This is a genomic window from Hydrogenophaga electricum (genome assembly GCF_030160815.1).
GTDB classification, from domain to species: Bacteria; Pseudomonadota; Gammaproteobacteria; order Burkholderiales; family Burkholderiaceae_C; genus Hydrogenophaga; species Hydrogenophaga electricum.
Genome location: NZ_BSPB01000008.1, coordinates 115,723 through 138,246 on the forward strand (window position 1 = coordinate 115,723; position 22,524 = coordinate 138,246).

The 22,524-nt window shown below is 69.2% G+C and carries 28 protein-coding genes; 21 read left to right on the forward strand and 7 right to left on the reverse strand.

Annotated features, from left to right (window positions below; genetic code table 11):
• Positions 1–99 precede the first annotated feature (99 nt).
• Both QQK43_RS07635 and QQK43_RS07640 read left to right on the forward strand, forming a co-directional pair.
• The gene (locus QQK43_RS07635; RefSeq protein WP_284307274.1) at positions 100–906 is read left to right on the forward strand and encodes an ABC transporter ATP-binding protein; all 807 of its coding nucleotides are present in this window, start codon (positions 100–102) and stop codon (positions 904–906) included.
• A complete protein-coding gene (locus tag QQK43_RS07640) occupies positions 899–1,603 on the forward strand; it encodes an ABC transporter ATP-binding protein (RefSeq protein WP_284307275.1) in 705 nt (234 codons plus the stop codon). Before QQK43_RS07635 ends, QQK43_RS07640 begins: the two co-directional genes overlap by 8 nt.
• A 113-nt stretch (positions 1,604–1,716) precedes the next feature.
• On the opposite strand, the gene QQK43_RS07645 is transcribed toward QQK43_RS07640, so the two are convergent.
• The gene (locus QQK43_RS07645) at positions 1,717–2,580 is read right to left on the reverse strand and encodes an AraC family transcriptional regulator (RefSeq protein ID WP_234263944.1); all 864 of its coding nucleotides are present in this window, start codon (positions 2,578–2,580) and stop codon (positions 1,717–1,719) included.
• Between QQK43_RS07645 and QQK43_RS07650 the strand changes: the two genes are divergently transcribed.
• The 5 genes from QQK43_RS07650 to QQK43_RS07670 all read left to right on the forward strand — a co-directional run bounded on the left by QQK43_RS07650 (position 2,579) and on the right by QQK43_RS07670 (position 7,103).
• Positions 2,579–3,472 (forward strand): branched-chain amino acid ABC transporter permease, encoded by an 894-nt coding sequence (locus tag QQK43_RS07650; RefSeq protein WP_284307276.1) that lies wholly within the window; start codon positions 2,579–2,581, stop codon positions 3,470–3,472. The genes QQK43_RS07645 and QQK43_RS07650 overlap by 2 nt on opposite strands.
• A gap of 95 nt (positions 3,473–3,567) precedes the next feature.
• Positions 3,568–4,512, forward strand: coding sequence for a branched-chain amino acid ABC transporter permease (locus QQK43_RS07655; protein WP_284307306.1), 945 nt, complete (start codon positions 3,568–3,570; stop codon positions 4,510–4,512).
• A gap of 52 nt (positions 4,513–4,564) precedes the next feature.
• Positions 4,565–5,395, forward strand: coding sequence for a phosphoenolpyruvate hydrolase family protein (locus QQK43_RS07660; RefSeq protein ID WP_284307277.1), 831 nt, complete (start codon positions 4,565–4,567; stop codon positions 5,393–5,395).
• 26 nt (positions 5,396–5,421) lie between these two features.
• Positions 5,422–5,865, forward strand: a complete 444-nt coding sequence (locus tag QQK43_RS07665) for an SRPBCC family protein (RefSeq protein WP_234263948.1) — start codon at positions 5,422–5,424, stop codon at positions 5,863–5,865.
• A complete protein-coding gene (locus QQK43_RS07670; RefSeq protein ID WP_284307278.1) occupies positions 5,862–7,103 on the forward strand; it encodes a Tm-1-like ATP-binding domain-containing protein in 1,242 nt (413 codons plus the stop codon). The genes QQK43_RS07665 and QQK43_RS07670 overlap by 4 nt, the downstream gene beginning before the upstream one ends.
• A gap of 24 nt (positions 7,104–7,127) precedes the next feature.
• On the opposite strand, the gene QQK43_RS07675 is transcribed toward QQK43_RS07670, so the two are convergent.
• A complete protein-coding gene (locus tag QQK43_RS07675) occupies positions 7,128–7,733 on the reverse strand; it encodes a hypothetical protein (RefSeq protein WP_284307279.1) in 606 nt (201 codons plus the stop codon).
• Between the two features lie 58 nt (positions 7,734–7,791).
• Between QQK43_RS07675 and QQK43_RS07680 the strand changes: the two genes are divergently transcribed.
• Positions 7,792–8,172 carry a YciI family protein gene (locus QQK43_RS07680; RefSeq protein WP_284307280.1) on the forward strand — a complete coding sequence of 127 codons (381 nt, stop codon included), beginning with the start codon at positions 7,792–7,794 and terminating at the stop codon, positions 8,170–8,172.
• Positions 8,173–8,184: 12 nt separating this feature from the next.
• Here the strand turns inward: QQK43_RS07680 and QQK43_RS07685 are convergent, their stop codons facing one another.
• From QQK43_RS07685 to QQK43_RS07695, 3 genes are read right to left on the reverse strand one after another with little or no spacing between them, the layout of a single operon-like run.
• Positions 8,185–9,150: a Bug family tripartite tricarboxylate transporter substrate binding protein gene (locus QQK43_RS07685; protein ID WP_284307281.1), complete on the reverse strand. Its 966-nt coding sequence runs from the start codon at positions 9,148–9,150 to the stop codon at positions 8,185–8,187.
• Between the two features lie 41 nt (positions 9,151–9,191).
• Complete coding sequence (locus tag QQK43_RS07690) at positions 9,192–10,151, reverse strand: alpha/beta hydrolase (RefSeq protein ID WP_284307282.1); 960 nt, start codon at positions 10,149–10,151, stop codon at positions 9,192–9,194.
• A gap of 7 nt (positions 10,152–10,158) precedes the next feature.
• The gene (locus tag QQK43_RS07695) at positions 10,159–10,482 is read right to left on the reverse strand and encodes a hypothetical protein (RefSeq protein ID WP_284307283.1); all 324 of its coding nucleotides are present in this window, start codon (positions 10,480–10,482) and stop codon (positions 10,159–10,161) included.
• Between the two features lie 75 nt (positions 10,483–10,557).
• On the opposite strand from QQK43_RS07695, the gene QQK43_RS07700 reads away from it, so the two are divergent.
• From QQK43_RS07700 to QQK43_RS07745, 10 genes are all read left to right on the forward strand, one after another.
• Positions 10,558–11,463, forward strand: coding sequence for a LysR family transcriptional regulator (locus QQK43_RS07700; RefSeq protein ID WP_284307284.1), 906 nt, complete (start codon positions 10,558–10,560; stop codon positions 11,461–11,463).
• A gap of 124 nt (positions 11,464–11,587) precedes the next feature.
• Positions 11,588–12,064: a VOC family protein gene (locus QQK43_RS07705; protein WP_284307285.1), complete on the forward strand. Its 477-nt coding sequence runs from the start codon at positions 11,588–11,590 to the stop codon at positions 12,062–12,064.
• Positions 12,065–12,080: 16 nt separating this feature from the next.
• Positions 12,081–12,524 (forward strand): SRPBCC family protein, encoded by a 444-nt coding sequence (locus tag QQK43_RS07710; RefSeq protein WP_284307286.1) that lies wholly within the window; start codon positions 12,081–12,083, stop codon positions 12,522–12,524.
• Positions 12,525–12,534: 10 nt separating this feature from the next.
• Positions 12,535–12,975, forward strand: coding sequence for a VOC family protein (locus QQK43_RS07715; RefSeq protein WP_284307287.1), 441 nt, complete (start codon positions 12,535–12,537; stop codon positions 12,973–12,975).
• Positions 12,976–13,081: 106 nt separating this feature from the next.
• Entirely contained in the window at positions 13,082–13,519 is a 438-nt protein-coding gene (locus tag QQK43_RS07720; RefSeq protein ID WP_284307288.1) for a YciI family protein, read from the forward strand.
• Entirely contained in the window at positions 13,516–13,938 is a 423-nt protein-coding gene (locus QQK43_RS07725) for an SRPBCC domain-containing protein (RefSeq protein WP_284307289.1), read from the forward strand. Before QQK43_RS07720 ends, QQK43_RS07725 begins: the two co-directional genes overlap by 4 nt.
• A 54-nt stretch (positions 13,939–13,992) precedes the next feature.
• Complete coding sequence (locus QQK43_RS07730) at positions 13,993–14,403, forward strand: VOC family protein (RefSeq protein WP_284307290.1); 411 nt, start codon at positions 13,993–13,995, stop codon at positions 14,401–14,403.
• A gap of 9 nt (positions 14,404–14,412) precedes the next feature.
• Entirely contained in the window at positions 14,413–15,684 is a 1,272-nt protein-coding gene (locus QQK43_RS07735) for an RNA polymerase sigma factor (protein WP_284307291.1), read from the forward strand.
• 90 nt (positions 15,685–15,774) lie between these two features.
• Positions 15,775–16,596 (forward strand): thioesterase family protein, encoded by an 822-nt coding sequence (locus tag QQK43_RS07740; protein WP_284307292.1) that lies wholly within the window; start codon positions 15,775–15,777, stop codon positions 16,594–16,596.
• 129 nt (positions 16,597–16,725) lie between these two features.
• Entirely contained in the window at positions 16,726–18,009 is a 1,284-nt protein-coding gene (locus QQK43_RS07745) for a glycerophosphodiester phosphodiesterase family protein (RefSeq protein WP_284307293.1), read from the forward strand.
• 102 nt (positions 18,010–18,111) lie between these two features.
• On the opposite strand, the gene QQK43_RS07750 is transcribed toward QQK43_RS07745, so the two are convergent.
• Positions 18,112–18,999 carry a Tim44 domain-containing protein gene (locus tag QQK43_RS07750; RefSeq protein WP_284307294.1) on the reverse strand — a complete coding sequence of 296 codons (888 nt, stop codon included), beginning with the start codon at positions 18,997–18,999 and terminating at the stop codon, positions 18,112–18,114.
• 264 nt (positions 19,000–19,263) lie between these two features.
• Between QQK43_RS07750 and QQK43_RS07755 the strand changes: the two genes are divergently transcribed.
• From QQK43_RS07755 to QQK43_RS07765, 3 genes are read left to right on the forward strand one after another with little or no spacing between them, the layout of a single operon-like run.
• Positions 19,264–19,941 (forward strand): TetR/AcrR family transcriptional regulator, encoded by a 678-nt coding sequence (locus tag QQK43_RS07755; protein ID WP_284307295.1) that lies wholly within the window; start codon positions 19,264–19,266, stop codon positions 19,939–19,941.
• A gap of 26 nt (positions 19,942–19,967) precedes the next feature.
• On the forward strand, positions 19,968–21,140 hold the full coding sequence (locus QQK43_RS07760; RefSeq protein ID WP_284307296.1) for an acyl-CoA dehydrogenase family protein: 1,173 nt from the start codon (positions 19,968–19,970) through the stop codon (positions 21,138–21,140).
• 15 nt (positions 21,141–21,155) lie between these two features.
• Positions 21,156–21,638 carry a thioesterase family protein gene (locus QQK43_RS07765; RefSeq protein WP_234263970.1) on the forward strand — a complete coding sequence of 161 codons (483 nt, stop codon included), beginning with the start codon at positions 21,156–21,158 and terminating at the stop codon, positions 21,636–21,638.
• Between the two features lie 12 nt (positions 21,639–21,650).
• On the opposite strand, the gene QQK43_RS07770 is transcribed toward QQK43_RS07765, so the two are convergent.
• Positions 21,651–22,524, reverse strand: an 874-nt coding sequence (locus tag QQK43_RS07770; RefSeq protein ID WP_284307299.1) for a helix-turn-helix domain-containing protein, incomplete at its 5' end; no start/stop codon positions are given.

Below are 22,524 nucleotides of genomic sequence, written 5' to 3' on the forward strand. Positions count from 1 at the left end.
CTTGCTCACTGCGTGTAGCCGCATACCCCCCACTGGGGGGCGGGCCGGCCGCTTCGGAGCGGCCGTGCGCGGCGGCCCCTTGTCTGTTTGATACCGCTCATGTCCTTCATCCTTGAAACGCAGGGTCTGTCCCGCAGCTTCAACGGGTTTCACGCCGTCTCGAACGTGAACCTGGCGGTGCGCGAGGGCAGCATCCACGCGCTGATCGGCCCGAACGGTGCCGGCAAGACGACCTGCTTCAACCTGCTCACGCGCTTCATCGACGCCACGGCCGGGTGCATCCGCTACCAGGGGCAGGACATCACCCGCACGCCGGCCGACGCGGTGGCTCGCATGGGCCTGGTGCGTTCGTTCCAGATCTCGGCCGTGTTCGGCCAGCTGAGCGTGTTCGAAAACGTGCGCCTGGCGCTGCAGCGCCGCCGGGGCCATTCCATGGACTGGTGGCGCAGCGACCGCGCACTGGCCGCGTTCGACGAACGCACCCATGCACTGCTGGCCGAAGCCGGCCTGGCCGAGTGGTCGTCGCACCTGGCGGGTGAACTGCCCTACGGCCGCAAGCGCGCGCTGGAGCTGGCGACCACGCTGGCGCTGGCGCCCAAGGTGCTGCTGCTGGACGAGCCCATGGCCGGCATGGGCGCCGAAGACATCGCCCACGCCGCCGAGATGATCCGCCAGGCCGCGCGCGGGCGCACCGTGCTGATGGTGGAGCACAACCTCTCCGTGGTGGCCGACCTGTGCGACCGCATCACCGTGCTGGCGCGCGGCGAGGTGCTGGCCGAAGGCGACTACGCCACCGTCTCGAAAGACCCGCGCGTGGTGGAGGCCTACCTGGGCCACGGTCACGCCGGGCAACGCCAACACAACGACCACACCGCCGTGGCCAACGGGGAGGCAAGCCATGGCTGAGCCCCTGCTGACCCTGCGCGGCGTGAAGGCCTGGTACGGGCCGAGCCAGGCGCTGCACGGCGCCGACTTCGAGGTGCACGAAGGTGAGGTGGTGACGCTGCTCGGGCGCAACGGCGCGGGCAAGTCGACCCTGCTCAAGACCATCATGGGCATGATGGGCCGCCGCGAGGGCTCGATCCGCTTCAAGGGCGATGAGCTCATCGGCCTGGCGCCGCACCACATCGGGCGCCTGGGCGTGGCTTTCTGTCCGGACGACCGCGGCATCTACGCCTCGCTCACGGTGCGCGAGAACCTGCGCCTGCCGCCCGTGGTGGCCGAGGGTGGCATGAGCGAGGCCGAGCTGTTCGCGCTGTTCCCCAACCTGGCCGAGCGCGCGAAATCGGCCGGCACCCACCTCTCGGGCGGCGAGCAGCAGATGCTGGCGATCGCGCGCATCCTGCGCACCGGCGCACGCCTGCTGCTGCTGGACGAGCCCACCGAAGGCCTGGCGCCGGTGATCGTGGACCGCATCGGCGAGCTCATCCGGCAGCTCAAGGGGCGCGGCTACACCATCGTGCTGGTGGAGCAGAACGTGCACTTCGCGGCCGAGCTGGCCGACCGGCACTGCCTGATGGCCTCGGGCCGCATCACCGACACCTTCGACGCGGCGACGCTGATGCGCAACTTCGATGCCATCACCTCAAGGATCGGGGTATGAGGAAGCACCGTTTCCGGCGCGACATGCCGCCGTCCAGAAACACCGCGGAGCTGGCTCTGCCAGGCCGCTGGTGTTGCTCCCTTGAGGGGGGGCCGTGCAGCGCGGCGGGGGGATCACTTTTTCCGGTAGTCGGAGGGCCGGAAGCCCGTCAACCGTTTGAAGGTGTTGGAAAACGCGAACGGGTTGACGTAGCCCACGCTGTGGGCAATGGCCTCGATCTTCTCGCTGGTGGTGGCCAGCAGGTGCGCGGCGTGCGCGATGCGCAGCGTGGCCAGCTGCTTGCCGGGGCTGCGGCCCAGGTTCTTCTGGCACAGGCGGCGCAGGTGCTCTTCGCTGGTGTTGGCCAGGCCGGCGAGATCGGCCAGGCTCCAGTCGCGCGCCAGGTCGGCCTTCACCGCGTTCCACACCGGCAGCAGGCGCGGCTCGCGCTGCAGCGGCTCCAGGATGCGCGAAAGGTAGCGCTCGATCACGTCGACCCACACGGCGCAGGTGCCGGGATCGGCAGCGCCCTGCATCTCGCCCGAGAGGCCGAGGATGGCGTGCTCCAGCACGCGGCCGTCGAACGGGCTGAGCGTGGGGGCCATGGCGCCGTCCACCGAACGCATCGAATCGGACCGAAAGCGCACCCACGCCATGCGCCAGCGCTTGCCAGGCACCGCGTGGAAGGCGTGCAGCACGTGGGCGGGCGCAAAGCTCACGGTGCCCGGCTTGTGCGCGTACCAGCGGCCGTCCAGCAGGGTCTGGCCTTCGCCGGCCAGGCACACCTGCAGGAAGGCACCGCTGAGGTTCGTTCGCACGATGGTGTACGGCGCAGCCGCGTCCACCACCGCCACGTGGGCAATGTGGCGCGCCGCGAGCGCGTCGCACTGCTCCGCCCGCACCACCGTTTGCACGGTGTCATCGCCCAGCACATGGGTTTCTTGGGAGATATCGGGATGCTTGATCGGCATGGCCTGCGCATCATAGGGAGCGCACATGGTTGAGGTATTCGGTCTTCCCCTGCCTGTGCTGGCGGGTCAGCTCATGCTGGGGCTGGTCAACGGCTGCTTCTACGCGGTGCTCAGCCTGGGCCTGGCGGTGATCTTCGGGCTGCTGCGCATCGTCAACTTCGCGCACGGCGCGTTCTTCATGGCCGGCGCCTTCGGTGCCTGGATGCTGCAGCACTTCCTGGGACTGGGCTACTGGGTGGCGCTGCTGGCGGTACCGCTGATCGTGGGTGCGCTGGCCGGTGTGTTCGAACGCGGACTGCTGCGCCGGCTCTACGGGCTGGACCCAATCTACGGCCTGCTGCTCACTTTCGGCCTGGTGCTGGTGCTGGAAGGGGGCTTTCGCATTGCCTTCGGCACCTCGGGCCAGGCTTACCCGGTGCCTTCGCAGTTGCAAGGGGTGTTCAACCTCGGCTTCATGGTCCTGCCGATCTACCGCGCCTGGGTGATCGTGGCGGCGCTGGCGGCCTGCGTGCTCACCTGGTGGCTGATCGAGCGCACGCCACTGGGCGCGAGGCTGCGCGCGGCCACCGAGAAGCCGTCGCTCACACAGTCGTTCGGTGTGAATGTGCCGTTGCTGCTGACCATCACCTACGCCGGCGGCATCGCGCTCGCGGCCTTCACGGGGGTGCTGGCCGCCCCGATCCTGCACGTGAATTCGGGCATGGGATCGAACCTGGTGATCATCGTTTTCGCCATCGTGGTCATCGGCGGCATGGGCTCGGTGTTCGGCTCCATCGTCACCGCGCTGGGCATTGGCGTGATCGAGGGGCTGACCAAGGTCTTTTACTCGGAAGCCTCGACCACGGTGATCTTCGTGGTGATGGCCCTGGTGCTGCTGCTGCGCCCGCGCGGTCTGTTCGGCAAGGAAGGTGCAGCATGAGCACGCATCACGCCCCACGCTCCACCGCTGCGCCGGCTGCTGCACCCCAAGGGGATGCGTCTCGCCCGGGAACGGCTGCGCGGCAAGGCATGGCCATGCCCCGCTGGCAGAAAGTGTTCATCGCGGTGCTGGTGTTGCTGTTGCTGGTGGTGCCCTGGGTGCCGCAGGTGCTGTACCCGGTGTTCGTGATGAAGCTGCTGTGCATGGCGCTGTTCGCCTGCGCCTACAGCCTGCTGCTGGGTTTCGGCGGCATGATGTCCTTCGGCCACGCGGCCTTCTTCGGCAGCGCGGCCTACATCACCGGCCTGGTCACCAAGTACTGGGGCCTGCCGCCCGAAGTGGGCCTGCTGGCGGGCACGCTGTTCGCGGCGGCACTGGGCGCGGTGTTCGGCGCGCTGGCCATCCACCGCCAGGGCATCTACCTGGCCATGGTCACGCTGGCGCTGGCGCAGATGGTGTATTTCATCTTCCTGCAGCTGCCCTTCACCGGTGCGGAAGACGGCTTGCAACAGATCCCGCGCGGCACGCTGCTGGGCTTCATCGACCTGCGCAACGACTTCAACCTCTACCACGTGGTGCTGCTGCTCACGCTGGCGGGGTTGTGGCTGATCCACCGCGTGGTGCGCTCACCCTTTGGCCATGTGGTGGTGGCCATCCGCGAGCACGAGCCGCGCGCCCGCTCGCTGGGCTACCCGGTGAACCGCTACAAGCTGATGCTGTTCGTGCTTTCGGCCGGCCTCTCGGGTCTGGCTGGCGCCATGAAGGCGCTGGTGTTCCAGGTCGCTTCGCTCACCGACGTGCACTGGCACCTGTCGGGCGACGTGGTGCTGATGGCCTTGCTCGGTGGCATGCACACGGTGTTCGGTCCGGCCATCGGCGCGGCCGTGGTGGTGGGCCTGCAGTACTACCTCGATGCCTTCGGCGGCTGGGTGACGCTGGTCACCGGCCTGATCTTCATGGTGTGTGTGCTGTCGTTCCGCAGCGGCATTGCTGGTGCGGTCCTGGCGCTCACAAACCGGCCTCCCCGCAGCGGGGCCTGAACCCGCCGCATCCCCCTTCACGACCGACTGTTCCGTTTCAAGGAGACATTTCATGCCGCGTTTTGAACGCCAAGCCCTGATGGCGAAGTTCCAGGCCATGGTGCGCGAGCGCCAGCCCATCATCGGCGGGGGCGCCGGCACCGGCATCTCCGCCAAGTGCGAAGAGGCCGCCGGTATCGACCTCATCGTGATCTACAACTCGGGCCGCTATCGGATGGCCGGGCGCGCCTCCTCGGCCGGCCTGCTGGCCTATGGCAATGCGAACGACATCGTGCTGGAAATGGCCGGCGAGGTGCTGCCGGTGGCGAAGAAGACGCCGGTGATCGCGGGCGTGAACGGCACCGACCCCTTCATCGTCATGCCGGTGTTCCTCAAGAAGCTCAAGGAACTCGGGTTTTCCGGCGTGCAGAACTTCCCGACCGTGGGCATCATCGACGGCACCTTTCGCCAGAGCCTGGAGGAGACCGGCATCAACTACGCGACCGAGGTCGAAATGATCGGCCAGGCCCACGCCATCGACCTGCTGACCACGCCGTATGTGTTCTCCGCCGAGGAGGCCGTGGCCATGACCGAGGCCGGCGCCGATTTCATCGTGCCCCACATGGGCGTGACCACCGGCGGCACCATCGGCGCCACCACGGCCAAGTCCCTCGAACAATCGGTGAAACTCATCGACGAGTGGGGCGAGGCGGCACGCCAGGTGCGCAAGGACGTGATCGTGATCGCGCACGGTGGCCCCATCTCCAGCCCGGAAGACGTGGCCTATGTGCTCCGGCACAGCCGGCACTGCAACGGCTTCTACGGCGCCAGCAGCATGGAGCGGCTGCCCACGGAAATCGCGATCAAGGCACACGTGGAGCATTACAAGCAAGTGAGCTTCTGACACCCGACAACCACAGGAGACGAGACATGGCCAGGGTTTATGTGAGCGCGGTGATGAACGCGACGATCGATCAGGCGTGGGCCTACCTGCGCGACTTCGGCGCACTGGGCAACTACCACCCGTTCTTCGAGAAGTCTTACATCGAAGACGGCAAACCGGCCGACCAGATCGGCTGCGTGCGCCACTTCACCGTGCGCGATGGCGGCGGCTTCCTGCGCGAACAGCTGCTCGCGCTGTCCGACGACGAGCACCGCTGCCGCTACAAGATCCTGCACATCGATGCGCCGTGGACCAACTACGTGGCCGAGATGCACCTGCTGCCCATCACCGAAGGCAACCGCTGCTTCGGCGAATGGTGGGCCGAGTGGGACGTGCCGGCCGATCAGGAAGCCGAGGCGGTGGAGCGCGTCAAAGGCACCTTCCGCACCTTCTTCGAGTGCGTGAACGCGCACCACGGCGGCCGCCCATGAGCGCCGTGCCCCCCACCGCCTGGGTGGTCGGCACTTTCGACACCAAGGCGGCCGAACTGCACTACGTGGCCGACTGCCTGCGCGCGGCCGGCGTGCGGGCCGTGACGGTCGACATCGGCACCCGCGCGCCGGCTGGCCACATCGACATCGGTGCACGCACCGTGGCCGCCCACCACCCGGCCGGCGCCGATGCGGTCTTCGCCCACAGCGACCGGGGCCAGGCGGTGATCGCCATGGGCGAGGCACTGGCCGAGCGGGTGCGCGCGGGCCTGGCCGCCGGGGAGCTGCAGGGCATGATCGGTCTGGGTGGGTCGGGCGGCAGCTCCATGATCGCGCCCGCGATGCGCCAGTTGCCCATCGGCTGCCCGAAGCTGCTGGTGTCGACCATGGCGGCCGGCAACGTGTCGGCCTATGTGGGGGTGACGGACATGAGCCTGATGTACCCGGTGACCGACATTGCCGGGCTCAACCGGCTCTCGCGCACCGTGCTGGCCAATGCGGCGCACGCATTGGCCGGCATGCTGAGGCACCAGCCACCGCCCGCGCCCGAGCGGGAAAAACCCGCCATCGCGCTGAGCATGTTCGGCGTCACCACGCCCTGCGTCGACGCCGTGCGGGCCCAGTTGCAAGACAGCTTCGATACCCAGGTGTTCCACGCCAACGGCGCCGGCGGCCGCACGCTGGAGGCGCTGGCCGCCTCGGGCCTGCTGCAGGCGGTGGTGGACATCACCACCACCGAAGTCGGCCAGCACCTGGCAGGCGGCGTGTGCGACGCCGGCCCCGACCGGCTCGACGCCGCGGCCCGCCACGGACTGCCCTGGATCGGATCGGTGGGCGCACTGGACATGATCAACTGGGGTCCGCTGCCCACCGTGCCCGAGCGGCACCGGCAGCGCCGCTTCCACGTGCACAACGCCGATGTCACGCTCATGCGCAGCCATGCGCGGGAGCTGGAGGCAGCCGCCCACCGAATCGCCGAGCAGCTCAACCGGGCCCCCGGTCCTGTCAGCCTGCTGCTGCCGCTGGGCGGGTTGTCCCTGCTGGATGTGCCGGGCCAGCCCTTTCACGACCCCGAAGCCAACCGGGCGCTGTTCGACACCCTGGAGCGGCGGTTTCGCACCAGCGACACGCACCGCCTGGTCGCCCTGCCCCTTGCCATCAACGACCCGGCCTTTGCCACCGCGGTGGCCGACGAGGCCCGGCGCGTGCTGCACCCATTGGGCGCGACGGCCGTCTGAGTGGCGGCGCAGAGGCGCCCCGGCTCAGACGCCCGTCAGTGCCCGGTAGGCGTCGCGCGTGGCGGGCGAGACCCCCGCCAGCACCTGGGCGTAGGCGGTCTTGTGCAGGGCCAGCAGGCGGGCCGAGGCCACGGCGCGGGAACGGCAGAACCAGTGGCAGCTGTGCTGGAACAGCAGCAGTTCGGCCGTGGTGCGAAAGGCGCGGTCCTTGCGGCTGAGCCCCTCGTCGTTGCGCAGCACCCGCTCCAGCGCCTGCGCATGCAGCAGCACCAGGGCGCGAAAGTCGAACGACGCCTGCGGGAAAAACCGCGTGGCCATGGGCACGCCCACGGGCCAGCGGCTCACGCGCAGGCGCTCGCCCCACACGTCCTTGAGATCATTGGCCAGTTGCGACAGCTCCTGCTGCAGCGCGGCTTCGGTGCCGGCCAGCATGCGCCAGATGGGGTCGGCCCGCTCGGGATCGGACTCGCCCAGCGCGCGCAAGTAACCGTCGGTCAACTGCGCCATGCGCGGCTCCAGCTGGTACTTGCGCAGAAAGCCGCCCAGCAGCAGGATACGCTGGCGCTCTTCCGAACGCTTGAGCACCTGGAAACCGACCAACATCAAAATCAGGCCAAACAGAACATCCATGCGCGGTATTGTCCGTGCTTGGCCGTCGCCCGGCGTCCCACCCCCCGCATTCCCTGCCATGTCCTACCTGCTGTTGATTCACGAACCCGTCGGCCAGCGCGCCACCCGCACCGAAGCCGAAGGCCGTGCCGCCTACGCCGCGATGGTCGCGTTCGGTGAACGCCTGGCGGCCGAGGGCAAACTCAAGGCGGTGGAGTCGCTGGCCTCGCAGGCCAGCGCCGTGCGGGTCAGCCATGCGCAGGGCCGACCGCAGACGCTGGACGGGCCCTTCGCCGAAGCCAAGGAAATGGTCGGTGGCTTCTTTCTGCTGCAGAACGTCGACCGCGAGGAGGCCATCGCGCTGGCGCACGCCTGCCCGGCCGCCCAATGGTGCACGGTGGAGGTGCGGGGCCTCGCACCGTGTTTCGACGACGACGACGCGGCCCGCGCGCCGGCCTGAGTTCTCGGGGGATTACTGGGGCGTGGCGCCCGTGCGGCGGATCACCTGGCCCCACTTCTGCATTTCGCTGCGGGTGAAGTCGGCCAGTTCTGCGGGCGTGCTGGTGACGGGTTCCAGGCCCAGCGTGCCCAGGCGCTCGCGGAATGCCGGCCGCGCCTCGGCCTGGGCGATCTCGCGGTTCAGCCGCTCGATGATGGCCGCAGGCGTGCCCGCCGGCACGTACATGGCGTACCAGGCCAGCAGCTCGAAGCCCGGCAGGGTGGCCGCGATCGGCGGCACGTCGGGCATCAGCGGCGACGGCTTGAGGCTGCTGATGCCCAGCGCCTTGACGCGGCCGGCCCGGGCCTGCATGGCGCCCGTGGCCATGTCGGTGAACATCATGTCCACCGTGCCCCCCATCACGTCCTTGAGGCCATCGGGGATCGACTTGTAGGGCACATGCACCATGTCGATGCCGGCTTCGAACGTCAGCATGGCGCCGGGCACCAGGGTGCCGGCGCTGCCCGAACCGTAGGTGAACTTGCCCGGTTGCGACTTGGCCAGGGCGATCAGTTCGGGCAGGTTCTTGGCCGGCAACGACGGGCGCACCACCAGCAGCGCCGGGGTGTTGGCGATGCGGCCCACGGGCGCGAAGTCCTTGATCGGGTCGTAGGGCAGTTGCTTGTACAGGCTGGGATTGGCCGCCTGCGTGGTGTTGGTGGTGACGAACAGCGTGTAGCCGTCGGGCGCGGCCTTGGCCGCCGCCGCGGCGCCGATGTTCCCGCCCGCCCCGGCCTTGTTCTCGATCACCACCGGCTGTCCGAGCGACGTTGCCAGTTCCTGCCCGATCAGGCGGGCCACCTGGTCGTTGCCACTGCCGGCACCGAAGGGCACGATGATGGTGAGGGGCTTGCTGGGCCAGGCCTGGGCCGACGCCGCGCTGGCGCACACGGCCAGCAGGCAGGCCAGGGCACGGCGGAAGGATCGAAAGGCATGCATGTGATGTCTCCTGGGTTTGGAATAGAAAGAGAAAGGCGGGTTCAGCGGGAAGCGCTGTCGAGCAGCCAGTGCGCCACCAGACGGCCCACCGCGTCGCTCTGGCGGTCGAGCATGGGGAAATGGGAATGGCCGGGCAGGCCGTGCTCGGCCAGCACCAGCGGTGTCACGGGCACGCCCTGTGCCTGCAGGCCCTGCGTGTACGCGTCCACCGTGGCGCGGTAACGCTGCCATTGCGGGTGCTGGTCGAAAAAATCGCCCCAGACCACCAGGTGCGGCACCTGGCGCAACCCCGCGCTGGCGCCCTGCAACGCGGGTGCCCCCGAAGGCTCCAGCGCCACCACCGCCTTCACCCGGTCGGGCCATTGCGCGGCAGCGCGCAGCGCAAAACCGCCCCCCTGGCTGTGGCCCACCAGCAGGCACGGCCCCACCTGGTCGAGCAGTTGCCCGTAAGCGGCCATGATGGGCTCGTCGTGCCCGGTCCAGCGCGGCACCCACTGGCAGGCGAACTGGTCGAAGGCGTCGACCGGGAACTGCTGGCCCGGGTGGGCGCGTCGCGCTTGCGGCGCCGAGGCGTAGCCCGCCGCCGGCCCGATGCGGAACATCTCCCAGCCTTCCTGCAGGCTGCGGCTGATGGGCGCGGTGGTGTACAGCTCGGGCCAGGGCGCCCAGGACGAGCGGCCCCGTTCCATGGCGTCGGTCACGATCACATCGAAGCCGGCGGCCAGCCATTGCTGCAGCCAGCCGTCGCGGCCGTCGGGCGTGGTCTCCCAGTTGGCACCGGTCATGCCGCCGCCGTGCCACAGCACGACCGGCCAGGGCCGCACCGGCGCCACCTGCCGGTAGTGCTGAACGTACATCTGCCCCACCATGTGGTCGCCGTTCATGTCGATCGGCCGCGGCGCGCTGCCCTGGGCCAGCACGCGCTGCTCCACCGGCCGGCCCTGCAAGGCCCGGCGTTCGCCGCCGATGTGGTAACTGCGGATCGAATGCAACTGCAGCATGGTCACCTCAATGCAGCGCGTGCAGCAGCCGCTGGTCCACCGCGATGCAGCGGATGCGCGGCGTGGCGCCAAACACGGCCTGCGACTGCGCCGCCAGCACCTGCATGAGCTGTGCCATCACCGGCGCGTTGCGGTGCGGCTGTTCGCGGTACAGCACCTCGATGTAGACCGGCTGTCCGCACAGCACCCGGCTGGGCACGATCAGCAGCTGAACGGCATCGGGTTGCGCCTGCAGCGCACCCACGCAGACTTCGTGGATACGGTCGGCCATCTGCGCCAGCGCCTGGTCGTCGGCCGGGTGATCGGGAACGTGGAATTTGATGATCGGCATGGGGGTCTCCGGAGCGCGAATGTAGGTGCGGGAGGCGCTCAGGTAAATTGATGAATTTTTTGGAATTGATCAGCCATGCGCATCAATTACAACCTCGACGCGCTGCGCGCCCTGATCGAGCTGCACCGGGCACAGAGCTTCGTCCAGGCCGCCCGGCAGTTGCACATCACCCAGCCCGCGCTGACCCGCCGCCTGCAACTGCTGGAAGAGGCGGTGGGCGGCCGCCTGGTGGACCGGACCACGCGCTCGGTGGCGTTCACCACGCTGGGCGAATGGCTGGTCGGCCGTGTGGCCGAGCAGGTGGCCGGCCTCGACCAGCACCTGCTGGCCGCCAGCCGCATGGCGCGCGGCGAGACCGGCTCGGTGCAGTTCGCCTGCCTGACCACGGTGGCCTACGCCATCGCGCCCGAGGTCATCGCGCGCTTCCACCACCGCTACCCCCAGGTCCGGGTCACCGTGCTCGACGACACCGGCCAGCGCGTGATCGAGTCGGTCGGCAGCGGCCGTGCCGAATTCGGCGTCGGCCTGTGGAGCGACGAGCTGCACGGCATGGAAGCCGATGTGATCGGCGAAGACCCGTTCGTGCTGGCCATGTCGCCAGAGCACGCCCTGGCGCGCCGCCGCCGCATCCGCTGGCAGGAACTGGCCTCGGAAAAGGTGGTGGCGCTGCGCCCGACCTCGGCCAACCGGCGCCAGATCGACGCGGTGCTCGACGCGCACGGCATCGCCCCGCCCTGGTTCGACGAGGTGGAACACCTGTCCAGCCTGCTCGGCTGGCTGCACGCCGGCCACGGCATCGGCGTCATTCCCCGGCTGGCGATGCGCACCGCCGAAGCGCGCTCGCTGCGCTGTGTGCCCCTGGTGGAGCCCGACATCCACCGGCGCATTGCCCTGCTCAAACGCCGTGGCGCGACCCTGGGCGGGCCCACACAGGGCCTGTGGGACCTGTTCCGCCAAGCCCTGGCGCAGCGCGCTACCTGATACCCAGGGTTTTCCCTGGTCCGGAGCTTGTCGATTTTGCGCAGGCTGTTTCGTCGTCCTCCTGAAGACGCCGCCACGTGGCGGGCATGGTGCCCCGCCCCGGCGTCGACACGGAGACCGCGCCATGACCGACCGCATCCACACCTGCCTGTGGTTCCACACCCAGGCTGAGGAAGCCGCCCAGTTCTACACGGCGGTGTTGCCGAACGCGCGCATCACCGGGGTGCTGCGCCATGGCCCTGGCGAGCCGCTGCCCGAAGGCACCGCCCTGCTGGTCAGCCTCGACCTGGACGGCCACGCCGTCTCGCTGCTCAATGGCGGCACGCACTTCACGCTCACACCGGCCGCCTCGCTGGTGCTGCGCTGCACCGACCAGGCCGAGTTGGACCGCCACTGGGCCGCGCTGTCCGCCGTGCCCGAAGCCGAGATGTGCGGCTGGCTGGTGGACCGCTTCGGCGTGTCGTGGCAGGTGATCCCCACGCAGCTCATGGAGCGCCTGGCCGGCCCGCCCGGCCCCGGCGTGCAGCGCATGACCACCGCCCTGCGCCAGATGCGCAAGCTCGACATCGCCACGCTCGAACGCGCCTACCTCGGCGCCTGACACCCCGGAGCCCCCCATGCCCACCCTGCATTTCGAAATCACCGTGGCCGCGCCGCGCGAACACGTCTGGCGCACCATGCTCTACACGCCCACCTACGAACGATGGACGGCCACGTTCTGCGAAGGTTCGCGCTACGAGGGCAGCTGGGAAGCCGGCACCCGCATCCGGTTCTGTGCCCCGCATGGCGACGGCATGCTGTCGGAAATCGCCGCCCACCGGCCGGCCGAATTCGTCTCGATCCGCCACATCGGCATGATCAACCAAGGCGTGGAAGACACCACCAGCGACGCCGTGCGTGCCTGGGCCCCGTGCTACGAGAACTACACCTTCACCGATGAGGCCGGCGGCACCCGCCTGCGCATCGACTGCGACGTGTTTGGCACCTACGAAGACTGGATGAACCAGACCTGGCCCCAGGCGCTGCAGGCGCTGAAGGCCCTTTGTGAAACCCCTGCCTGAAAGGCTCCCCATGACCACCGCCACCGTCCCCATGTGCGCCGTCGTGCACTTCGAAATGCCCTACAAGGACTGCGAACGCGCGGCCCGCTTCTACGCGGCCGCCTTCGGCTGGACGCACCAGTTCCTTGGCCCCGACATGGGCAACTACCTGCTGGTCAACACCGCGCCCGCAGGGGCCCGGCCACCCATGCCGCCCGAGGCCGCGCTCGGCTCGATCAACGGCGGGCTGTTCCCCTTTCACGCCGACTGGCCGATGCAGCACCCCTCGGTGGTGATCGGCGTGCCCGACGTGCGCGCCGCCATGCAGCGGGTGCGCGACGCGGGCGGCGACGTGATGGGCGAGCCGATGGCCATCCCGGGCGTGGGCGAGTACGTGGTGTTCCGCGACACCGAAGGCAACCACAACAGCATGATGCAACCCGACATGCAACCGCCCGCCTGCAAAACATGATCACCCCCGCCGTGCTGCGCCCGATCCCCTCAAGGGGGCAACACCTGCGGCCTGGCAAAGCCAGTTCCGCGGTGTTCTCGAAACTGAAAACCGGAGAACACTCGCCATGCGATTCATGATCATTGTCAAGAGCTGCCCCGAGTTCGAGGCCGAAGTCACGCCCGAGGCGCCCGAAGAGCTCATGGCCGAGATGGCCGCGTACCACGAGGAACTGGCGCGCGCCGGCGTGCTGCTCGACGGCAGCGGCCTGCACCCCAGCCGCACCGGCTGGCGCATCCACCACGACGAAAACGGTGGACGCCAAGTGGTCGACGGCCCCTTCGCAGAGGCCAAGGAACTGATCGCCGGCTACACGCTGATCCAGGTGCGCTCGCGCGAAGAGGCCCTGGAATGGAGTCGGCGCTTCCCCAACCCGGCCGGCAAGGGCAAGGCCGGCGTGATCGAGTTGCGGCAGTTGATCGAACTCGACGAATTTCCGCCCAGCGCCGCGCTGGACCAGATGAAAACCCTGCAAAGCCAGCCCCCCGCGGCGGAAAACACATGAACCCGTTCCGCCACAGCCGCGAGCTCGCCGCCCCGCCATCCGCCGTCTTCGACGCCCTCCGCAACCCGGAGCGCCTGGCCCGCTGGTGGGGCCCCGATGGTTTCACCAACACGTTCGAGCACTTCGACTTCCAGCCCGGCGGGCGGTGGACGTTCACCATGCACGGACCGGACGGCCGGCACTACCCCAACGAGGCCACGTTCACACAGATCGAACAGGACCGCAGCGTCCGCATCTGCCACACCTGCGCGCCGCTCTTCGACCTGTACATCGGCCTGGAAGCCATTCCGGCCGGCACGCGGGTGACCTGGGTGCAGCAGTTCGACGACCCGCAGGTGGCCCAGGCCGTCCGCCACATCGTCGAGCCCGCCAACGAGCAGAACCTCAGCCGCCTGGCCCGCGAACTCGCCGCCCCGTAAACCCGCACACAGACCTCCACCCATTCGTTCCACCCACCTCCGAGGACAGCCCCCATGTTCCGCCAGATCTTCGTCAACCTGCCCATCCAGGACATGGCCCGCTCCCAGGCCTTCTTCAAGGCCCTGGGTCTGAGCTTCAACCCGCGCTTCACCAACGACCAGGGCGCGTGCCTGGAAATCGGCGAGAACTTCCACGCCATGCTGCTGGTCGAGCCCTTCTTCCAGGGCTTCACCAAACTGCCCGTCAGCGACGCCAGGAAGGCCACCGAGGTGCTGATCGCGCTGTCGGTCGACAGCCGCGCCGAGGCCGAAGAGGTGGTGCGCAAGGCCGTCGCCGCCGGGGCGACCACGCCCAATGAGCCCAAGGACTATGGCTTCATGTTCCAGCATGGTTTCGCCGACCTCGACGGCCACCAGTGGGAAGTGTTCTGGATGGACGAAAACGCCGCGCCCGCGCAGATGTAATCTGCGTCTGTGCACAGCGCTGTCCACGACACCATCGCCACCGTCTGGCGCCTCGAATCCGCCCGCATCGTGGCGGCGGTGGCGCGCCGTGTGCGCGACGTCGGCGTGGCCGAAGAGCTGGCGCAGGACGCGTTGATCGCTGCCCTGGAGCACTGGCCCGTGAACGGCCTGCCCGACAAGCCCGGCGCCTGGCTCATGACCACGGCGCTGAACCGCGCTCTCGACCACCTGCGCCACCGCCAGATGGCCGAGGCGCGGCACGGTGATCTGGCCGCCGATCTGGAAGCCCTGCAGGCGCACGTGGTGCCCGACTTCAGCGACGACATCGACCGCCAGCGCGAACACGCGGTGCTGGGCGACGACCTGCTGCGCCTGATCTTCACCGCCTGCCACCCGGTGCTGCCAGCCGACGCGCGCGTGGCGCTCACGCTCAAGCTGCTGGGCGGCCTGAGCACCGGTGAGATCGCCCGCGCCCATCTGGTGCCCGAAGCCACCGTGGCGCAGCGCATCGTGCGCGCCAAACGCACGCTGGCCGACGCGCAGGTGCCGTTCGAACTGCCGCAGGGGGCCGAGCTGGCGCAGCGGCTGGCGTCGGTGCTCGAAGTGGTCTACCTGATCTTCAACGAGGGCTACACCGCCACCAGCGGCGGCGACTGGATGCGCCCGGCGCTGTGCGACGAGGCCCTGCGCCTGGGCCGCATGCTGGCCGAGCTGGCCCCGCAGGAGGCCGAGGTGCACGGGCTGGTGGCGCTGATGGAAATTCAGGCCTCGCGCACCGCCGCGCGCACCGACGCCGCGGGCGAGCCCATCCTGCTGGCCGACCAGGACCGCATGCGTTGGGACCGCCTGCTGATCCGGCGCGGCCTGGCCGCACTCGAACGCGCCCAGGCCCTGGGCCAGCCGGCACGCAGCTACCGCCTGCAAGCCGAAATCGCGGCCGGCCATGCGCGCGCGCACCGCGCCACCGACACCGACTGGCCCCGCATCGCCGCGCTCTACGCCGAACTCATGCGCGTGGCGCCGTCGCCCGTGGTCGAACTCAACCGCGCTGTGGCGGTGGCCATGGCCCAGGGCCCGGCCGCCGGGCTCGCCATCGTCGAGCCCCTGCTGGCCGACAAGGCCCTGCAGCGCTACCCCTGGCTGCCCGCCGTGCAGGGCGACCTGCTGCGCAAGCTGGGGCGCGAAGACGAAGCACGCGCGGCGTTTGCCCGCGCCGCCGACCTCACGACCAACGAACGGGAACAGCGCTTGCTGCGTCAGCGCGCCCGTGGCGCCGCTTGAATCGACGCCTGGCTGGCGCCTGCGTGACTGCCCGGTCTCGGGCTTGCCCGTTCAATGGAAGGCGCTCTTCACCGACAGCAAGCCCACGCCATGAACACCGACACCCCCGAAACGCCCATGCCGTCCGCCGCCTACCGGGTGCATTCCCCGCGCGAGGTCGAAGCCACCGGCCTCACGCGCGGCCCCTGGGACCCAGGCCAGCAGCACGCCGGCCCGCCCATCGCCATGGTCTGCCGCGCCATCGAAGCGGTGGCCCGCGAACACGGGCTGACACACATCGGCCGGCTCACGGCCAACCTGCTGCGCCCGCTGCCCATCGGCAAGCTGGAGATCGAGGTCGTCACGGAATACGCGGGCCGCAACGCGGCGCACTACGCGGCGCGGATCTGGGGCCACGGCAAGGAGCTTGCGCGCTTCACCGCCCTGGCCCAGCGCGAAAGCGACCTGCCCCTGCCCGAGGGGCTGGACGGCCACCCCCTGCCGCAAGCGCCGCGTGCCCCGGCCGACAGCCCGGTGCAACGCATGCCGTTCGGGCAAGGGCTGCCGGGCTACGCCGACCTGGTCGAAACCCGCGCGGCCGGCGGCCGCATGTTCCAGGGCCGCTCGGCGGTGTGGTTCCGGCTGGCGGCCCCGCTGGTCGAGGGCGAAACCCCCAGCGGCTACCAGCGGGTCGCCGTGGCCGCCGACTCGGGCAACGGCGTTTCCGCCGTGCTCGACATCACCCGCTACAGCTTCGTCAACGCCGACCTCAGCATCCACCTGCTGCGCCGCCCGATCGGCGAATGGATCTGCCTCGACGCCCGCACCCTGCTCGCGCCCAACGGCTGCGGCCTGGCCGAATCGCAGCTCTTTGACGAGGCCGGCCTGATCGGCCGCGCCACCCAGAGCCTGGCCGTGCGCGCGCGCGGCTGAGCCCGGGCGCGACAACGCGCCGTCACGCCGTTTTCACACACCCTGCCGAAGATGCGGCCGTCGCCAGCCCCAACCTGGGGCTGCGGCTTTTCACGCACCATTCATTCACCATTCCCGGAGGGTTTCATCATGGCGTCGTCGCCCCGTCTGTCCGCGCGCATCCTGCCGCCGCTGCTGCCACTGGTCATCGTCCTCAGCGGCTGTGCGTCCACCGGGGGCCGCCCGGCGCCCGACGCGGCCGCCCCGCTCGCTCCCAGCCACGTGCAGCTCGGCCCGCGGCCCTTCTTCCTGGTCGACGACATGGCGGATGGCGCACTCAAGCAGCAGCTGCAGCAGTGCGCGACGCGGGGCCACTTCCGGCCCAGCAGCTTCTCCATTGGCCACCGCGGCGCGCCGATGCAGTTCCCCGAACACACGCGCGAGTCCTACCTGGCCGGCGCACGCATGGGCGCCGGCGTGCTCGAATGCGATGTGGCCTTCACCAAGGACCAGGAACTCGTCTGCCGCCACGCGCAGAACGACCTGCACACCACCACCAACATCCTGCTCACGCCGCTGGCGGCCAAGTGCACCCAGCCCTTCGTGCCCGCCGTGCTCAATGCCGACGGCAAGGTGGTCAAACCGGCGCAGGCCGAATGCCGCACCAGCGACATCACGCTGGCCGAGTTCAAGACCCTGCGCGGCAAGATGGACGCCTTCAACCCCGCGGCACGCACCCCGGCGCAGTACGTCGCCGGCACCGCCACCTGGCGCACCGACCTGTACGCCGGCCCCACCAGCGGCACGCTACTGACCCACGCCGAATCGATCGAACTGTTCAAGCAACTGGGGGTGAAGATGACGCCCGAACTCAAGAGCCCCAGCGTGCCCATGCCCTTCAACGGCTTCACGCAGCAGGCCTACGCGCAGAAAATGATCGACGAGTACAAGCGCGCGGGCGTGAAGCCGCAGCAGGTGTTCCCGCAGTCGTTCGACCTCAACGACGTGCTGTACTGGGTGAAGAACGAACCGGCGTTCGGCCAGCAGGCGGTGTTCCTCGATGACGCCGACAGCCCCAAGGACCTGCCCGACCTGACCACCCTGCGCCGCTACAAGGCCCAGGGCGTCAACATCTGGGCACCGCCCACCTTTGCGCTGCTGGCGGCCGAAGGCGGCCAGATCGTGCCGTCGCAGGCCGCGCGCGACGCCAAGACCGCCGGCCTGCAGCTCATCACCTGGACGCTGGAACGCTCGGGGGTGCTCGCCGACGGCAACAACGGCTGGTACTTCCAGACCTTCGACAACGCCGTGAAGCGCGAAGGCGACACGCTGCAGGCGCTGCACGTGCTGGCCAAGGAGGTGGGTGTGATGGGCGTGTTCTCCGACTGGCCCGCCACCACCACCTTCTACGCCAACTGCATGGGCCTGCGCTGAGTCCCGCCGCCGGTGCTGCGCCACGGCCGGCACCGGCAAAAAAAACCCCGGCGCGGGGCCGGGGCAACGAGGAGTTCCTGAGACAGGAACGAGGGGTTCTTTTCAGGCAGCAGCCTGCTGGATACCGGCCAGCACCCAGCCACCTTGGCCATGGCGGGGCTTGGTCAGGTGCCAGATCTCGTCGACCGGGCCCACCGCACCGTCTTCGTTCAGGGTGCCGGTGAAACGCACGCTCACCACGTAGCGGCTGCCGTCTTCCAGCACCTCGATCACGTCGGCGTCGAGCTGCTGCACTTCGGTCTGCTGGGTGGCACCGGCGCGCTCACGCAGGTCCATCTGGATCTCGGCGAACATCTCCGGTGAGGTGAACTCGCGGATGTCGTCCAGGTTGCCGGCGTCGTAAGCGGCCTGCAGGCGGATGTAGTTGACCTTGGCGTTGCGCACGAAACCCGCGACGTCGAAGTCCGACGGGATGCGGGCCTGCGACGGCTGGCCGCCACCGAGCGCGCTGCCGATCATCGAGCCGCCTGCGGCGCTGCCCCCCGCAGCGGGCGTGGGCATGCGAAAGACGTTGGCTTGTTGACCCGCACCAGCCCCAGCACCGGCACCGGCGTAAGCCATGCCCCCGTTCTGGGCGGCCTTCTTGCGCATCAGGAAGCCCACCACGGCCAGCCCCGCCATCACCAGCAAGCCGATCATCAGCATGTTGGCAAAGGCCTCACCGAAGCCCAGGTGCGAAGCGAGCGCCGCCAGGCCCAGGCCAGCGGCCAGACCGGCGACCGGGCCCATCCAGTTGCGCTTGGGCGCGGCAGCGGCCGCACCAGCGCCGGCCGCGGTGGCGGGCGTGGCGCTGGGCGCTTGCGGCGGGGTCGCCTGGCGTTGCATGCCGACCGAACGGCCACCGCCGATGCGCTTGGCCTCGGCATCCAGGTGCACGGCACTCAGGCCGAGCGTCATCACGACGGCCAGCAGCGAAAGCAGTTTTTTCATGGGGCTGTCTCCACAAAGGGAAGTTGATACAGGCGCGCAGGTTAGCGCGCACAAGGCTTCTTAAAAAGCAGAATTCAATGAAGCATGATTCAGAAAAATCCTGATCATCGAAAACTTAAATTCACTTAAGGATGATAAGACACCCACTCAGAGCGCGAGTTCCCGCCAACCTGTTCCACGCGGGTCCGCCCCGCGACACAGGCCACACATTTATGCCAAGCATTTGATTGCTAAAAATCGATGCCGCTGTTATGGTGCGCTCCCATGAACCCGCCCCACACCGAGCCCGGCCCGCCGGCCGAACCGCGCCGCGCCCGGGGCCGCCCACGCAAGACCGCCGACGAGCGCGATGACGGCAACCGCCGCCAGTTGCTGTTGCAGACGGCCGCCCGGCTGTTTCGCCAACAGGGTTTTGCCGCCACCAGCACGCGCGACATCGCCGCCGCCGCCGGCATGCAACCGGGCTCGCCCTTCTACCACTTCGAAAACAAGGAAGCCCTGCTCGCCAGCGTGATGCTCGAAGGCATGCAGCGCGCCCTGGCCACGCAGGCCCAGGCGCTGGCCACTCAACCTGCCGACGCCACGCCCGAACAGCGCCTGCGCCGGCTGGTGCAAGCGCACTTTGCCGTGCTGCTCGGGCCCGACAGCGACTTCATCCCCGTGATGCTGTACGAATGGCGCTCGCTTTCGGACACCCAGCGCGGCGACGTCATCCGCCTGCGCACTGCCTACGAGGCCACCTGGGTGCCGGTGCTGCAGGCGCTGCAGGCCGCCGGCCGCCTGCGCGGCGACCTGCACCTGGTGCGTCTGATGATCTTTGGCGCGCTCAACTGGTCCGCCCAGTGGTACGACCCGCAGCGCGTGGCCCAAGGCGGCGCCACGCTGGACGACCTGACCGACACCGCGATGGACCTGTTCCTGCAGGCCCACGCCGCGCCCTGACACCCCCCCTACCGAGAAGACCACCCATGCAGTTCACACACGAACACCGCGAGATCCAGAAGACGCTCAAACGCTTCATCGACGAGCAGATCAACCCCCATGTCGACGAATGGGAAGCGGCCGAGATCTTCCCGGCGCACGAGGTGTTCAAGCAGATGGGGCAACTGGGCCTGCTGGGTCTGACCAAGCCCGAGGCCTACGGCGGCATGGGCCTGGACTACTCCTACAGCGTGGCCATGGCCGAGACCCTGGGCCACATCCACTGCGGCGGCGTGCCCATGGCCATCGGCGTGCAGACCGACATGTGCACGCCCGCGCTGGCCCGCTTCGGCAGCGACGAGCTGCGGGCGCAGTTTCTGGCCCCGGCCATTGCGGGCGACATGGTGGGCTGCATCGGCGTGAGCGAACCCGGCGCCGGCAGCGACGTGGCCGGCATCAAGACCGTGGCGCGCAAGGACGGCGACGACTACGTCATCAGCGGCCAGAAGATGTGGATCACCAACAGCCTGCAGGCCGACTGGATGTGCATGCTGGTCAACACCAGCGACGGCCCGGCGCACAAGAACAAGAGCCTGGTGATGGTGCCGCTGCGCGAAAACGGCAAGACGATCAAAGGCTTCGAGGTCGGCCAGAAGATCAAGAAAATCGGCATGAACAGCAGCGACACCGGCCTGCTGTTCTTTGACGAAGTGCGGGTGCCGCAGCGCTACCGCATCGGCCAGGAAGGCGCCGGCTTCATCTACCAGATGCAGCAGTTCCAGGAAGAACGCCTGTGGTGCGCCGCCAGCACGCTGCAAAGCCTGAACAACTGCATCCAGTGGACCATCGACTACGCCCACGAGCGCCAGCTCTTCAGCGCCACGCTGGCCGACCAGCAGTGGGTGCAGTTCAAGCTGGCCGAACTCAAGACCGAGGTCGAAGCCCTGCGCGCCCTCACCTACCAGGCCTGTGAGCACTATGTCGCCGGCGAAGACGTGACCGAATGGGCCACCATGGCCAAGCTCAAGGCCGGGCGCCTGAACCGCCAGGTGCCCGACACCTGCCTGCAGTTCTGGGGCGGCATGGGCTTCACCTGGGACAACCAGGTCTCGCGCATGTACCGCGATGGCCGGCTGGCCTCGATCGGCGGTGGCGCCGACGAGGTGATGCTGGGCATCCTCACCAAACTCATGGGCATCGCCAAACGCCCGACCCGCTGACCCACTCTGTCCATCATGAGCAAACTCCCGCCGTCCCCGGTCGCGTTCGAACCCGAGTTCGTCGCCGGGATGAAACACATCTTCGAAGACCAGATCGTCTTCAACCAGGTGATCGGCCTGCGCATCACCGACCTGCGGCCCGAGCGCGTGAGCGCCCGCATCGACATGCGCCCGCAACTGGTGGGTCACCCGGCCTACAACCGCCTGCACGGCGGCGTCATCAGCGCCGGCCTCGACGCCATGGGCGGCCTGGCCTGTCTGGCCGCCATCGGTGCCCGCCACATGGACGAAACCCCGGCGCAGCGTCTGCACCGGTTTGCCAAGCTGGGCACCATCGACCTGCGCATCGACTACCTGCGCCCGGGCATCGGTCAGCACTTCGACCTCACGGCCGAGGTGCTGCGCCTGGGCTCGCGCGTGGCCTCCACCCGCATGGAGCTGCACGGACCCGACGGCACCCTGCTGGCGTGTGGGTCGGGCGCCTACATCGTGTCCTGACACGGTGCGCGCTCAGGCGCGCGGTCCCGACCACTGCTTGCGGCTGGCGCGCAGCTGGAAGCGGCGGCGGTAGGCGCCGGGCGTGGTGCCCGCGTGGCGCTGGAACACCTTGCGGAAACTCCCGGTATCGCCATAACCGCACTGCTGCGCCACCGCCTCCACCGTGAGGTAGGTGGTCTGCAACAGCGCCTGGGCCTGCGCCACGCGCAGCCCGTGCAGGTAGTCCAGCGGCGTCTGTCCGTGCACCTGCGCAAACCAGCGCAACAGCGTGCGCGGGCTGGTGGCCGCGGCCCGCGCCGTGGCCGCCAGGCTGTAGGGTTCGTGGTGGTGGGCCTGCAGCCAGCGCCGCGCCCGCTCCAGGGCCCCCGCCATCAGCGGCTGGTTGGTGGGCGTCTCCAGGGCCGCCGTCGCGGTCAGTTGCCGCTGGGGGTCGTACAGCAGCGCGGTGGCCACCGCCTGTGCCCATTCGGCCGCGGGGGTCTGGGCCAGCAGGTCCAGAAACGCGGCCGCAGCGTCCGGCACGGCGGCGGTGGTCCACAGGCTGCCGTCGCCCCACCAGGCGCGGTCGCGCCGCCACGCCACCGTCTGCCCCGCCTGGAACACCACCGAGGGCGCAAACACCCAAGGCAGCGCGGCCTCGCGCCCTGCCAGCAGGCCGGCATCGGCGAGCAGCGCCGAACCGTTGAACAACGCAGCCACCCGGCCGCCCTGCGCCACATGGCTTTGCAGCCACGGCGCCAGGTGCTGCGCGTGTGCGGCGCTGATCTCGCGCAACTGCGGACCGGTCGGCACCAGCCAGCCCGGCAGCACCACCACGTCGACCGCACTCAGCGCCACCGCGTCCGGCGCCTCGGGCGGCGGGCCGGCGCCCAGCACCGGCAGCGCC

Bases quoted from the DNA above. Each gene is read 5' to 3' on its own strand.
- QQK43_RS07635 (WP_284307274.1), top strand. From the start codon at position 100: ATGTCCTTCATCCTTGAAACGCAGGGTCTGTCCCGCAGCTTCAACGGG.
- QQK43_RS07640 (WP_284307275.1), top strand. From the start codon at position 899: ATGGCTGAGCCCCTGCTGACCCTGCGCGGCGTGAAGGCCTGGTACGGG.
- QQK43_RS07650 (WP_284307276.1), top strand. From the start codon at position 2,579: ATGGTTGAGGTATTCGGTCTTCCCCTGCCTGTGCTGGCGGGTCAGCTC.
- QQK43_RS07645 (WP_234263944.1), bottom strand. From the start codon at position 2,580: ATGTGCGCTCCCTATGATGCGCAGGCCATGCCGATCAAGCATCCCGAT.
- QQK43_RS07655 (WP_284307306.1), top strand. From the start codon at position 3,568: ATGCCCCGCTGGCAGAAAGTGTTCATCGCGGTGCTGGTGTTGCTGTTG.
- QQK43_RS07660 (WP_284307277.1), top strand. From the start codon at position 4,565: ATGCCGCGTTTTGAACGCCAAGCCCTGATGGCGAAGTTCCAGGCCATG.
- QQK43_RS07665 (WP_234263948.1), top strand. From the start codon at position 5,422: ATGGCCAGGGTTTATGTGAGCGCGGTGATGAACGCGACGATCGATCAG.
- QQK43_RS07670 (WP_284307278.1), top strand. From the start codon at position 5,862: ATGAGCGCCGTGCCCCCCACCGCCTGGGTGGTCGGCACTTTCGACACC.
- QQK43_RS07675 (WP_284307279.1), bottom strand. From the start codon at position 7,733: ATGGATGTTCTGTTTGGCCTGATTTTGATGTTGGTCGGTTTCCAGGTG.
- QQK43_RS07680 (WP_284307280.1), top strand. From the start codon at position 7,792: ATGTCCTACCTGCTGTTGATTCACGAACCCGTCGGCCAGCGCGCCACC.
- QQK43_RS07685 (WP_284307281.1), bottom strand. From the start codon at position 9,150: ATGCATGCCTTTCGATCCTTCCGCCGTGCCCTGGCCTGCCTGCTGGCC.
- QQK43_RS07690 (WP_284307282.1), bottom strand. From the start codon at position 10,151: ATGCTGCAGTTGCATTCGATCCGCAGTTACCACATCGGCGGCGAACGC.
- QQK43_RS07695 (WP_284307283.1), bottom strand. From the start codon at position 10,482: ATGCCGATCATCAAATTCCACGTTCCCGATCACCCGGCCGACGACCAG.
- QQK43_RS07700 (WP_284307284.1), top strand. From the start codon at position 10,558: ATGCGCATCAATTACAACCTCGACGCGCTGCGCGCCCTGATCGAGCTG.
- QQK43_RS07705 (WP_284307285.1), top strand. From the start codon at position 11,588: ATGACCGACCGCATCCACACCTGCCTGTGGTTCCACACCCAGGCTGAG.
- QQK43_RS07710 (WP_284307286.1), top strand. From the start codon at position 12,081: ATGCCCACCCTGCATTTCGAAATCACCGTGGCCGCGCCGCGCGAACAC.
- QQK43_RS07715 (WP_284307287.1), top strand. From the start codon at position 12,535: ATGACCACCGCCACCGTCCCCATGTGCGCCGTCGTGCACTTCGAAATG.
- QQK43_RS07720 (WP_284307288.1), top strand. From the start codon at position 13,082: ATGCGATTCATGATCATTGTCAAGAGCTGCCCCGAGTTCGAGGCCGAA.
- QQK43_RS07725 (WP_284307289.1), top strand. From the start codon at position 13,516: ATGAACCCGTTCCGCCACAGCCGCGAGCTCGCCGCCCCGCCATCCGCC.
- QQK43_RS07730 (WP_284307290.1), top strand. From the start codon at position 13,993: ATGTTCCGCCAGATCTTCGTCAACCTGCCCATCCAGGACATGGCCCGC.
- QQK43_RS07740 (WP_284307292.1), top strand. From the start codon at position 15,775: ATGAACACCGACACCCCCGAAACGCCCATGCCGTCCGCCGCCTACCGG.
- QQK43_RS07745 (WP_284307293.1), top strand. From the start codon at position 16,726: ATGGCGTCGTCGCCCCGTCTGTCCGCGCGCATCCTGCCGCCGCTGCTG.
- QQK43_RS07750 (WP_284307294.1), bottom strand. From the start codon at position 18,999: ATGAAAAAACTGCTTTCGCTGCTGGCCGTCGTGATGACGCTCGGCCTG.
- QQK43_RS07755 (WP_284307295.1), top strand. From the start codon at position 19,264: ATGAACCCGCCCCACACCGAGCCCGGCCCGCCGGCCGAACCGCGCCGC.
- QQK43_RS07760 (WP_284307296.1), top strand. From the start codon at position 19,968: ATGCAGTTCACACACGAACACCGCGAGATCCAGAAGACGCTCAAACGC.
- QQK43_RS07765 (WP_234263970.1), top strand. From the start codon at position 21,156: ATGAGCAAACTCCCGCCGTCCCCGGTCGCGTTCGAACCCGAGTTCGTC.